At 57.0% G+C, this 12,007-nt stretch carries 12 protein-coding genes and 1 other RNA gene; 4 read left to right on the top strand and 9 right to left on the bottom strand.

Translation table 11 applies throughout. From position 1 onward, the window contains the following. Window positions 1–54: 54 nt before the first annotated feature. From QQL78_RS00250 to QQL78_RS00230, 5 genes are all read right to left on the bottom strand, one after another. Window positions 55–1,632 carry an ABC transporter ATP-binding protein gene (locus QQL78_RS00250; protein WP_284369396.1) on the bottom strand — a complete coding sequence of 526 codons (1,578 nt, stop codon included), beginning with the start codon at window positions 1,630–1,632 and terminating at the stop codon, window positions 55–57. Continuing rightward, entirely contained in the window at window positions 1,632–2,738 is a 1,107-nt protein-coding gene (locus tag QQL78_RS00245) for an ABC transporter permease (protein ID WP_284369394.1), read from the bottom strand. The genes QQL78_RS00250 and QQL78_RS00245 overlap by 1 nt, the downstream gene beginning before the upstream one ends. Further along, window positions 2,738–3,829, bottom strand: a complete 1,092-nt coding sequence (locus QQL78_RS00240; protein ID WP_284369392.1) for a microcin C ABC transporter permease YejB — start codon at window positions 3,827–3,829, stop codon at window positions 2,738–2,740. The genes QQL78_RS00245 and QQL78_RS00240 overlap by 1 nt, the downstream gene beginning before the upstream one ends. 10 nt (window positions 3,830–3,839) lie before the next feature. Next, entirely contained in the window at window positions 3,840–5,693 is a 1,854-nt protein-coding gene (locus QQL78_RS00235; protein WP_284375377.1) for an extracellular solute-binding protein, read from the bottom strand. A gap of 230 nt (window positions 5,694–5,923) precedes the next feature. Further along, window positions 5,924–6,421, bottom strand: coding sequence for a c-type cytochrome (locus tag QQL78_RS00230; RefSeq protein WP_284369389.1), 498 nt, complete (start codon window positions 6,419–6,421; stop codon window positions 5,924–5,926). A 128-nt stretch (window positions 6,422–6,549) separates the two neighbouring features. On the opposite strand from QQL78_RS00230, the gene QQL78_RS00225 reads away from it, so the two are divergent. The 3 genes from QQL78_RS00225 (at window position 6,550) to QQL78_RS00215 (ending at window position 8,830) form a co-directional block, all read left to right on the top strand. Further along, window positions 6,550–7,392 (top strand): prephenate dehydratase, encoded by an 843-nt coding sequence (locus QQL78_RS00225; RefSeq protein WP_284369387.1) that lies wholly within the window; start codon window positions 6,550–6,552, stop codon window positions 7,390–7,392. Beyond that, the gene (gene bla / locus QQL78_RS00220) at window positions 7,389–8,276 is read left to right on the top strand and encodes a class A beta-lactamase (RefSeq protein WP_284369384.1); all 888 of its coding nucleotides are present in this window, start codon (window positions 7,389–7,391) and stop codon (window positions 8,274–8,276) included. The genes QQL78_RS00225 and bla overlap by 4 nt, the downstream gene beginning before the upstream one ends. Window positions 8,277–8,461: 185 nt before the next feature. Continuing rightward, on the top strand, window positions 8,462–8,830 hold the full coding sequence (locus tag QQL78_RS00215; RefSeq protein WP_284369377.1) for an eCIS core domain-containing protein: 369 nt from the start codon (window positions 8,462–8,464) through the stop codon (window positions 8,828–8,830). 49 nt (window positions 8,831–8,879) lie between these two features. Here the strand turns inward: QQL78_RS00215 and QQL78_RS00210 are convergent, their stop codons facing one another. After that, window positions 8,880–9,347 carry an SRPBCC family protein gene (locus QQL78_RS00210; protein WP_284369375.1) on the bottom strand — a complete coding sequence of 156 codons (468 nt, stop codon included), beginning with the start codon at window positions 9,345–9,347 and terminating at the stop codon, window positions 8,880–8,882. Window positions 9,348–9,424: 77 nt separating this feature from the next. Continuing rightward, complete coding sequence (nudC, locus tag QQL78_RS00205; protein WP_284369373.1) at window positions 9,425–10,393, bottom strand: NAD(+) diphosphatase; 969 nt, start codon at window positions 10,391–10,393, stop codon at window positions 9,425–9,427. Between the two features lie 161 nt (window positions 10,394–10,554). Here nudC and ffs point away from each other — a divergent pair. Then, window positions 10,555–10,652, top strand: an RNA gene (gene ffs / locus QQL78_RS00200) — signal recognition particle sRNA small type. Between the two features lie 152 nt (window positions 10,653–10,804). On the opposite strand, the gene QQL78_RS00195 is transcribed toward ffs, so the two are convergent. Together QQL78_RS00195 and ypfJ are read right to left on the bottom strand one after the other, a co-directional pair. Beyond that, on the bottom strand, window positions 10,805–11,155 hold the full coding sequence (locus QQL78_RS00195) for a DUF6404 family protein (RefSeq protein ID WP_284369371.1): 351 nt from the start codon (window positions 11,153–11,155) through the stop codon (window positions 10,805–10,807). Next, complete coding sequence (gene ypfJ / locus QQL78_RS00190) at window positions 11,152–11,994, bottom strand: KPN_02809 family neutral zinc metallopeptidase (protein WP_284369369.1); 843 nt, start codon at window positions 11,992–11,994, stop codon at window positions 11,152–11,154. The genes QQL78_RS00195 and ypfJ overlap by 4 nt, the downstream gene beginning before the upstream one ends. Window positions 11,995–12,007 lie beyond the last annotated feature (13 nt).

The following is a 12,007-nucleotide window of genomic DNA, read 5'->3' as shown; positions in this document are numbered from 1 at the left end:
AGTATTGCGCAAGGAACAGGGGTGACGAATTGATCTGGATCAACCGCCCGCCTCTCAGGTCGTCGCTTGTAACAGGCTACGGGTATATTCCGACTGTGGCCGCTCATAAAGCTCCGCCGCCGGCCCGTATTCCACCACATCGCCACGTTTCATCACCATCACCTTGTGCGACATCGCCCGCACCACTTTGAGGTCGTGACTGATGAACAGATAGGCCAGCCCATATTTCATCTGAAGGTCGCGCAGCAATTCGACAATTTGCACCTGCACCGTCATATCCAGTGCCGAGGTCGGTTCATCCAGCACCAGCAATTTCGGACGCAGGACCATGGCGCGGGCGATTGCGATCCGCTGGCGTTGGCCACCGGAAAATTCATGCGGATAGCGGTCCATCGTGGCAGGATCTAATCCAACTTCACCCATCACCTCATGCACCAGCGTGCGCTGGTCGCGGCTTTGATCAACGCCATGAATGCTCAGCCCTTCGGCGATGATCTGGAAACAGGTCATGCGCGGAGACAGCGAACCGAAAGGATCCTGAAAAACGATCTGCATGTCAGAGCGCAGTTTGCGCAGCTCGCGGGTGGACCATTGCCGTACGTCCTGCCCCATAAAGGTGATGCCCCCCTCGGAGGCAATCAGCCGCATGATCGCCAGCGCCATCGTGGTCTTACCAGAGCCGCTTTCACCCACGATCCCAAGGGTTTCACCAGCCCGCACAGACAGGCTTGCATCGTTCACCGCCTTCACGTGCCCTACGGTCCGGCGCAGCAGCCCCTGGGTAATCGGAAACCAGACCTTCAGGTGTTCGGTGCTGACAACTTCCGCTGCATCTTCGGGCACCGGGTCGGGTTCGCCCGTCGGCTCCGCCCCCAGCAGTTTGATCGTGTAGGGGTGTTGCGGATTGTCGAAAATCTCGCGCGTCACCCCTTGTTCCACAATTTCGCCATGCTGCATCACACAGACACGGTCCGCAATGCGGCGCACGATGCCCAGATCATGGGTGATGAACAACAGCCCCATGCCCATCCGGTCCTTGAGGTCTTTCAACAGATCCAGAATTTGCGCTTGAATGGTGACGTCCAGCGCCGTTGTCGGCTCGTCCGCGATCAGCACATCCGGCTTATTCGCCAGCGCCATGGCAATCATCACACGCTGACGTTGCCCGCCGGACAGCTGATGCGGATAGGCACCCAGCCGACTTTCGGCATCGTTGATCCCGACCTGTTCCAGCAGCTCCAGAATGCGGCTGCGGGCCGTGGCACCGACAAGCCCCTGATGCAGGGCAAGGCTTTCACCCAGCTGCTTTTCGATGGTGTGCAGCGGATTCAAGGAGGTCATCGGTTCCTGAAAAATGAAACTGATGTCATTGCCCCGCACCTTGCGCAGCAGCGTATCATCCGCTCCGATCATCTGTTGCCCGTCATAGGTGACAGAGCCCGACACTTCGGCACTGTCGCCCAGCAAGGACACGGTTGAAAGTGCCGATACGGATTTGCCGGACCCGGATTCCCCCACCAGCGCCACGGTTTCGCCCCGCTCTACGTGAAAGCTGACACCTTTGACCGCCTCGGACAGCTTGCCATCCTGGCGGAACCCCACACGCAGGTCTTCGACTTCTAGCAGCGGCATCAGGAAAACGTCTTTCGCGGATCAAAGGCATCGCGGATGCCCTCAAAGATGAACACCAAGAGCGACAGCATGATCGCAAAGGTAAAGAAGGCGGTGAAGGCAAGCCACGGCGCTTGCAGGTTCTGTTTCGCCTGCAAGGTCAGCTCTCCCAGGGAGGGTGCCGAGGATGGCAAACCAAAGCCGAGGAAATCTAGGATCGCCAATGTGCTGATTGTACCGGTGATGATGAACGGCAACATCGTCAGCATCGCCACCATTGCATTGGGCAGCATATGGCGGAACATGATTGTGACGTTGCTGACACCCAGTGCCCGGGCGGCACGGACATATTCAAGGTTGCGCGCGCGCAGGAATTCAGCCCGCACCACACCCACAAGGGATGTCCAGCTGAACAGCACCAACAGGAACACAAGCAGCCAGAAACTGCGCCCTAAAATCGCAAACATGATGATGATGACATAAAGCGACGGGGTGGAAGACCAGATTTCGATCACCCGCTGAAAGATCAGATCAACCCAGCCGCCAAAGAACCCCTGCACCGCCCCCGCGATCACCCCAATCAGCGAGGCAAGGCCGGTGACAATCAGGGTAAACATGATTGACAGTCGGAAGCCGTGGATGACCCGCGCCATAACATCGCGTTTGGTGCCATCGGTACCCAGCCAGTTCTGCCCATTTGGCGGCAGAGGGGCAGCACCGGGGCGGTCAACGGCGGTGTTGAAGGAATAGGGGATGATCGGCCAGATCGCCCAGCCTTTGCTGATCTCCTCACCCTCGATCACACCGTCCTGCGCATCCTCGATATAGGCATCTGGATCATCGAAACACAGATCCAGACCACCGGTCGCGATCAGGCATTTCACCTCTGGATCGCGGTACACCGCTTCGGTCTGGAAATCGCCGCCAAACGCGGTTTCGGGGTAGAAGTTGAAAATCGGGGTATAATATTCGCCGCGATAGTTCACGAGGATCGGCTTGTCGTTGGCCACAAATTCCGCAAACAGGGAAATGCCGAACAGGATGGCGAAAATCCACAGGCTCCAATAGGCGCGGCGGTTGCGTGTGAAATTGCGCCAACGGCGTTGATTAAGCGGTGACAGGACCATCAACCTTCCCTCCGCTCGAAATCAATCCGTGGGTCAACCAGCACATACATCAGGTCAGACAGGATACCAACAACCAGCCCGATCAGGCCAAAAATGAACAGGGTGCCAAATACGATTGGGTAATCGCGCGCCACCGCCGCCTCAAACCCCAGCCGGCCCAATCCATCAAGGCTGAAAATCGTTTCAATGATCAACGATCCGCCAAAGAACACGCCGATGAACACCGCCGGGAATCCAGCAATCACGATCAACATGGCGTTGCGGAATACATGGCCGTAAAGCACCGCACGTTCCGACAATCCCTTCGCGCGGGCGGTCATGACATAGTGTTTCTTGATCTCGTCCAGAAAACTGTTCTTCGTCAGTAAGGTCAGCGTAGCAAATGCGCTGATGGTAGAGGCCAGCACCGGCAGGGTGATGTGCCAGAAATAGTCACCGATTTTACCCAACAGGCTGAGCTGGTCGAAGTTATCCGATGTCAGGCCGCGCAGCGGGAAAATCTGCCAATATGACCCGCCTGCGAACATCACCAGCAACAGGATCGCAAACAGGAAACCGGGGATCGCATAGGCGGCAATGATCGCACCCGAGGTCCATGTGTCAAATCGCGAGCCATCGCGCACCGCCTTGCGGATGCCCAGCGGGATCGACACCAGATAGGCAATCAAGGTCGACCATAGCCCCAGTGTGATCGACACCGGCAGTTTTTCCTTGATCAGATCAATCACCGAAATAGAGCGGAAGTAACTCTCCCCGAAATCAAAACGGACGTAGTTCCACAGCATGTTCACAAAACGCTCAACCGGCGGCTTGTCGAACCCGAATTCTTTCTCAAGCTCTTCGATAAATTCCGGCGGCAGGCCGCGTGCGCCGATGTAGGTACTGTCAGAAGCATTGTTCAGCGGGTCAGCACCGCCGTCATTGTTACTGCCGGAAAACCCGCCAAAAACATCGCCACCGCCCTGCGCACGGGCAATCGCCTGCTCCACCGGACCACCTGGTACAAACTGCACCAGCGCAAAGTTAATCAGCATGATCCCCAGCAGGGTTGGAATGATCAATAACAATCGTCGAAGGATATAGGCGCCCATGGGGGAGTCGTTACCTCAGCGCGCCAGCGGCCTTAAGCGCCGCTGCTTTTTCGGAATTGAACCACCACCAGTCAAGATAACCCAGCGCATAGGGCGGCTGCCCTTCCGGGTGTTCGTACTGATCGTAATAGGCGGTCCAATGGTTTTGTTTGTACCAAACCGGGATCATGATGAATTCGTGGCGCAACGCCCGATCCAGTGCCATCATGGCCGCATTTTCTTCTTCGCGGGTTTCAGCGTTCAGTGAAGCCTCAATGATGGCATCTACCATCGGGCTGGCCACCCCTGCCGGATTGAACAGGGAAAAGGCCGCGGCTTCGGACCCAAAGTACTGGCGCAGACCTGCACCGGTGCCCAACATGGCCGGATAGCTTTCGAACAACAGGTCATAGTCACGGTCCCGTTCACGGGCGGTGTATTGCGAGCTATCAACCTTCTCCAACACGACATCGACACCAAAGGTCTGAAGGTTTGCCACAAAATTCTCGATCACCGCGGTACCGGTGGGCGAACTGGCGGAATCAAACAGGAAGTTCAGGCGCAGGGGTTGCCCTTCGGCATTGACCCGCTTGCCGTTCACTACTGTCCAGCCTGCCTCTTCCAGCAGCTTGCCAGCCGCGCGCACATTGCGACGATCACGCAAGGATTTGGCATTTGAGGTATGCGGCACACGCGCCTCAGTTGTCAGCATTTCCGGCGCAATCACATCGCCAAGGCTTTTCAGCAGGGCAAGCTCTGCCCCCTCGGGCGCGCCCCGAGCCATCACAGGCGTATCCTGACTGAATGAGGCGCGTTGTTTGAACAGCCCGTATTGCAGGGACTCATTCGTCCATTCGAAGTTAAAGGCCAGCGCCACCGCTTCGCGCACCCGGCGATCTTTCAGGTTCTCGGAATTCAGGTTGAAAATGATCCCTGATGAGGTTGCAGGTGCACCATCTGGCAGTTCCTCGCGGACGATATACCCGTTCTGCACCTTGGGGAAATCATATCCTGTCGCCCATTTCTTTGAATCGCCTTCGCGCCGGAAGGTATATTCGCCAGCCTTGAAAGCTTCGAATGCTGCCGTATCGTCACTGAAAATTTCCAGCCTGATCCGGTCAAAGTTATGCCGGCCCTTGTTGATCGGCAAATCGCGTCCCCAATACTCTGGGTTTCGTTCCAAAACGATACGACGGGTCATATCGACACTCCCGACTTTGTAAGCGCCAGAGCCGGGAGGGTTCTCGATCCAGGTATCCTTGAGGCCCAGACCGGTTTTTTCAAACCACGCTCTGGGCCAGGCCGGTACGCCGCCCACGCTTTCGATCAAGCTGCGGCGGGAAATGCCGTCGGCGAAATAGAATTTGATGGTCAGATCATCAATCACTTCCACCTTGGGGATACGTTTGCGTACCGCATCCGCATAGGACTTCAGCCCCTCGTCAAGTAACAGGTTGTGAGAAAAGGCGATGTCATGTGCGGTGACCGGTGTGCCGTCGGAAAACCTTGCCTCAGGCCGCATATGGAAAATGACCCATGATTTATCCGCCGGATACTCAACAGTTTCACAAAGCAAGCAATAGTATTCGCCATAGACATCCGCCGGCACAGATTCCCCTGACGGAGCTTCTGCCAGAAGGCTTTCATAGCCGAAAACCGAAAACAGATGGGCGCGCCCTTTCCCCGAATAGGGGTTCATCGAATCAAGCGTGCCAACAAAAGCGATTGAGATCTCGCCCCCTTTGGGGGCGTCAGGGTTAACATACCCCAAATGCGAAAAATCCGCCGGGTAGGACAACTCACCATAGAAATTATACCCATGGCTCTTGATGATCTCATCCTGAGCGCGCACGGGGGCGGCCCAGAGCAATACCAAAGCCATCATCCAAAATGCACACCATCGCATCCATCGATTCTCTGTCGTTGGCCCAGCGGTGGAACGATTCTGGAAGTTGGTCATCAGGCACATCCTTTGTATCGCAAATCAACAAGTGTCGAGATCTAAGCTAACGGTGCCGCATACCAAGAGACAAGTTGCGAATATGTTATCTACCGTAACGCACATAAAAAAACCGCCCCGGCAAGGGCGGCTTTCTGTCTTGTCTGGGGCAGAACCTACTGAAGGCTACTCAGATAGGCGATGACATCCGCGCGGTCGGCGGGCTTTTTCAAACCGGCGAAACCCATGGTTGTGCCCGGCGCGTAGTTTTTGGGGCTTTCAAGGAAACCCATCAGCGCCTCAATTGTCCAGTTACCTTCAAGGCCGCCCAGCGCACCAGAGTATCCAAACCCGCCAACGGCAGCGATGTCACGATCCACAACGCCGTTCAGATGCGGGCCAACACCGTCTGTGCCGTCAACCTTGTGACAGGCGGTACACTTGCGAAACACCTTTGATCCCTTGTCCGCATCGGCACTAGCCATCAACGCAACCAGGTCGATTTCCTCGGCTGGTTCGTCTGTTCCGGCGCTCGCCACTTCGATCACATAGGACGGTTCACCATGGGCATCCGCATGGTACAGCTCTTCGCCGGCCCATTTGCCAAGCAACAGGATTAACCAAGCGCCACACAGGCCAGCGGCAATTTTCGTAAGGGTCATTGTGTCGAACATAGGTTTGGGTCCGTATCTGTCATTTGATGCGTTTCAGCCGCGTATCTATTGCTTTCCCTTATCGCAAGCAAGGTGTAGTTACCGCGACCAATCGCCCAAGGGGTGCTTTAATACCAAGGATTGCACAGATGTCGGACCAACACACGCCACGTATCGCGTTTCAAGGTGCCTTGGGGGCCTATAGCCACGAGGCCTGTCTGCAAGCCCGCCCCGAGATGATTCCCGTACCCTGCAATACCTTCGAGGGGGTGATCCGTGCAGTGCGCGAAGGCCGGGCGGAACTGGCTATGCTGCCGGTTGAGAACACCACTTACGGACGGGTTGCCGACATTCACCGCCTGTTGCCTAAGAGCGGGCTTCACATCATCGACGAAGCATTTGTCCGGGTACGTATCGCATTGATGGCGCGCCCCGGCGTGACGCTGGATCAGGTCAAACATGTGCGGGCCCATATGGTCCTTTTGCCGCAGGCCCGCAGCTATCTGGATGCGCAGGGCATCACCTTTGAGGCCGCCGCTGACAGCGCCGGTGCTGCCGCTGATCTTGCTTTGGCGGAAGGGTCTGTCGAAGGGGTGCTGGCCGGTGAAGTGGCCGCTGACATTCATGGTCTCGACGTATTGGCACGCGATATCGAGGATCTGGACCACAACACCACACGGTTTTTGCTGATGGCCCCCGACATCAACCTTGCGCGGCGCGGCGACAAGATGCTGACGACGTTTGTTTTCGAGGTCCGCAACATTCCGGCGGCGCTTTACAAGGCGATGGGCGGCTTTGCCACCAATGGCATCAACATGACCAAACTGGAAAGCTATATGGTGGACGGCTCCTTTACCGCCACCCAGTTTTATGCGGATATCGAAGGGCATCCTGACGATGTGAACGTCAAGCTGGCGCTGGATGAATTGGGGTATTACACTAACATGCTGGAAATTTTGGGCGTCTACCCGGCGCATCCCGGCCGCGGGTGACTAAGGCAAGCCGCTTTCTGCGCCAATACTGTCTGGTGATCTTTTGTGCGTTTCTGCCCTTCGCCGCCACTGCCGACAATCCAGCGCAAGCCCTCCTCGCGGACAAGCTGCGCGACTTGGAAACCCGCCATACTGCCCGCATCGGTGTGATGATCCGCGATGCCAGTTCCGCTTGGCATTGGGGGTATCGGGAAAACGAACGTTTCTTGATGAACAGCACGTTCAAATCAGTTCTTTGCGGGGCCGTCCTTGATCAGGTCGACCGCAATACACTTGATCTGAATACGACAATCAACATCACCCGGCAGGATATTCTGCACTACGCCCCGGTCACGCGGCGGCTCATTGGCGGGGCGCTTTCGATCGGTGCCTTGTGTTTCGCCACACTGGACAAAAGTGACAACACAGCTGCCAACTTGTTGATTGATGTACTGGGCGGCCCGCAACAGGTCACCGCCTACCTGCGCAGTATCGGCGATATGATCACACGTCTGGACCGGAGGGAGCCGAGCCTGAACCTGTTTGTGGCAGGCGATCCGCGCGACACCACAACACCTGCGGCGATCACCTCGACATGGCAGAAGCTGTTGACAGGTAACGCTCTGCAACCTGCATCACGGGTGCAATTGGCGGCGTGGATGCGTCCGGGCAGTGTGACACAGGAACTGCTGCGCAAAAGCCTGCCCATTGGCTGGCAGGCCGTTGATAAATCCGGCGGCGGACGAGATCACACCCGCAGTCTTGTCGCCATGGTAACCACACCCTCCACCAAGGCATATCTGATCGCGATATATGTGCCGGACACACCCAGTGACTGGAAAACACGAAACGCGCTCGTGGCTGAGATTAGCGCGGCTGTCATTGGTTTGATTGCGACTCGCTAGGCAACTCCCCGCCAGTTTTAGCTAAGGCGAAGGTGAAACACCTCCCACGCCACAACCATCCCTTGTTTTACGCCCTGATACGCGACTTCGATTTGCCGCTGTCACGTATTCATGAGGCAAGGAACACCGTTTTGTGTTAAGATCCATGTATTGAAATAATTTAATATTCCTAAGGACTGACACAAATGGCTCAAGATAAAATCGCCCAGGTACTTCAAAAAACCGATGGCAAACGCGCCAAAACCAAGACGTTGGATAAAATTCCGACGGGTACCAAATCCAAAAAACTACCCTCGGAAGTGATCAAGGCAATGGGGGAGAAATTTCCCGGTGCCAAACTTTCCACGATGAAGGTACACGTCGGGGCCGAAGCGACCGAAGCCTGTAAATCACTTGGTGCCAAAGCTTTTGTCAGCGGGTCCGATATTTTTCTTGCGAAATCCGGCGATGCCAAGGACAGCAGCCTATTGGCGCATGAATTGTCCCATGTCTTGCAGCAAAGCAAAGGCAAGGTGCCATCGGCCAAAAAGGGCAAAGTGTTTACGTCAAAGTAAGGTTTTGCTGCGCGACAGGCAGGCGCATAGCTGCGTCAAGGTCAGGGCCTTAGGCTTGTCGCGCGTATTTGTCTTCCATGCCCTTGGCGTATTCCGACACCCGCTGCTTGAACTTCTTCGTCAGCGAGCTTTTCGCCAGTTTCAACGATTGCACCAACAACCGCGCCGAGAGGTTCAGCGGTTTGATTTCCAACTCGACCTTCACCCGCGTGCTGCTGCGCGACAGGGCGATCAATTCAAAACCGGTAGTCGCCAGCAACCCCGGCGAGGTGCTTTCGAGGACAATCTCATTGGGACGGTCAAAGGTCACCATCTCGACCTCCATCTGACGTTGCTTGCCACGCAGGGTAAACGCAGCCTGCCACATCATCCCGACCCCGGGTTTATGTAGCTGGTCAATCCGCTGCACCTCGGCACCGCGCCGCATGGCAGAACGTTCAAACCCTTCAAAGTCGCACAACATCTCGAACACCGCGTCCGCGGGCGCTTCGATGTCCTCATTTGTCGAAAACTTCATGTCTGTGTCCTACCTTTACCATCGACTTATCTCTGTCGACTTGACCGGAGTTAACGCCCGGTTAATCAATTCTCGCGTCAATCCAAACGATCCGCAAGCCAGTTTTCCAGAAGAAAGTGGGCAATGGCCCCTTTACGTGCGGGCAAGATCACCGGATGGGTGCCCGCAAAAACCTCCATCATTTCCTCGCGCGGGACCCACATCGCATCCTCGATCTCGACCGGATCAATAGTAATTTCCTGGCTCAACGCCTCTCCACGACATCCAAACATCAAAGAAGCGGGGAAAGGCCAGGGCTGACTGGAAAGATAGTTAACGGCCCCCACTTGCACCCCCGCCTCCTCGAAAACCTCGCGGCGCACGGCGGCCTCCAGTGTTTCACCGGGCTCTACAAATCCTGCAAGCAGCGAAAACATCCCGCGTGGCCAACCGGGAGAGCGGCCCATCAGCACCGAATTGCCATGGGTGATCAACATGATCACCACAGGGTCGGTGCGGGGGAAATGGCATGTCTTGCAGACAGGGCATTGCCGTTGCCATCCGGCCTGCCCGATAGCCGACTTTGCCCCGCATTTGGCGCAAAACCCGTGACTTTCATGCCAACTGAGGATCGCCTTACCGGTGGCGGCCAGCTCCGCATCACGCGGATTAAGCCATGTCATCACCCGGCGCAGCTCGGCAAAGACCATATTATCGTGCAGCGCCGGGTGGCGTTGCTCTGACGGATCCAGAAAGGCCCCAAGGCTGGCCTCGTCCAATCCGTCGGGTTGCCAGGATGACAGGTCAAATGCGAAGCGCGCCGCACCCTCTTCACGCCCCAGCAAAATCGGTTCCTCCCTGGCATCGGCCAGAACCGGATGGTCCATCGGCAAGCGCACCAGCGATGCGGGCCGCTCGGGCGAGATCAGCGGTTTTCCGCGCCAGAACACAATCGCACGGCTGTCCGCAGCCGCGCGGGCATATTTCACTACCGCGGGATTGTTGCGGATTTCACCGGCCCGATCCAATGCGGACCCTCCGAAGGTCACCTGTTCTGCGTGGCGCATAAACCTATCCTTTGAAACGCTTTACCTGCCCCCTTTGTGTGGCATCTGATCCACGGACACAATCCGGCCAGTGATCATGCCGTCCCGCTGGTCGCCGGATCTCAAATGGTGCCGCACAAGCTGATACTTGCACACCGTCCTTCACGGGCCTATATGGAGCTTGAGAGGTTGGTGCGGGCAGGCGCCTCGCCAACCTGGTCAGAGCCGGAAGGCAGCAGCCACAACGAGTCCCGCTTGGGTCGTTATCAATCTCTCACCCAAACCTTTTTGCACAGCAGAAAGGCCCAGATGCGTCAGTCGTTCCTTGAGAACGATGAGAACATTCAAAATTTCCGAGTGGCATTCATGATCAAGCTGACAGGCACAGCCGATCCAAAGCGCTGATGCGCCTTGCCACACCAACGCCGCCCCTCACAAATCTTCCCATTTGCTCAGCTTGTGCCGCCGCCGCGCACGCGCGTAATAGGCCGCCATCAGCACGCCAAACAGGATTCCGGCGACAGCGGATGCCCCGACAGCACTCAACAGCGAGAACCCCTGTCCGCGCCAACTGGCAAACCACATCAACACCCCCCAGACCGGCCCGAACCACAGCGCATAACCGACTGCAATCCGCCAGAACCGCGCATAATGCGGCGGGCGCATCTTCCACCCCAACCGCCGCTGCAGTTTCATCATCGGCGGATTGTAATTGCTGCGCCAGATCTTCGTCGCTTCCAGCTCGGCCATGGCTGCTGCAAACCGACGGGCGTACTCCGTCACAGCCGACGCGCCGCAAAGGTGTCACATTGCCCGACATCACCGGTTTCGAACCCGCGTGCAAACCACCGCGCCCGCTGCTCTGAGGTGCCATGTGTAAAGGTATGCGGCTGCGGCACCCGTCCGGCCTGCCGCTGCAAATGATCATCGCCGATTTTGCGCGCCGCATTCAGCGCCTCTTGCAGATCACCCTTCTCCATCAGCCCTTGCACGTTCACTGCCCAAATGCCCGACAGACAATCCGCCATCAGCTCCAGTTTCACGGTCAACAGGTTCGCTTCCGCCTCGCTTGACCGTTGCCGCGCTGCGTTGACCTTGGGCAAGATGCCCAATTGATTTTGCACATGATGGGCCACCTCATGGGCAATCACATAGGCCGCCGCAAAGTCACCGCCTGCCCCCATCTGCTGGCTCAACATGGTGAAAAAGCTGGTGTCGAGATAGGCCTTGCTGTCCGCCGGGCAGTAAAACGGCCCTGTTGCTCCTGATGCCCCGCCACAGGGGCTTTGCGTCACACCGGAAAACACCACCAGTTTTGGCGGCACATAGTCGCGTCCCAACTGGTCGCGAAAGATCTTGGTCCAGACATCCTCTGTTGTGGCCAGCACCTGCGCCGAGAATTCCGTCGCCGGGCCGTCAGCCTGGCTGACCGGTGCGCTCTGCTGTGTTTGCGTGCCGCCTTGCAACAAGGGGCTGACATCGATGCCGGTGAAATATCCGATGGCAAGAACGGCCAGCACCCCCATCACGCCAAGCCCACCGGCCCTGCCGCCAACGCGTCGTCCACGCCCGCCTTTGCGCACCTCGACATTGCTGCTTCTTCTGATGCCCCGTAACCGCATACACGCCCCCTAA

Source organism: Sulfitobacter pacificus (assembly GCF_030159975.1).
GTDB lineage: Bacteria > Pseudomonadota > Alphaproteobacteria > Rhodobacterales > Rhodobacteraceae > Sulfitobacter > Sulfitobacter pacificus.
This window is presented reverse-complemented; position numbering and strand designations above follow the sequence as displayed.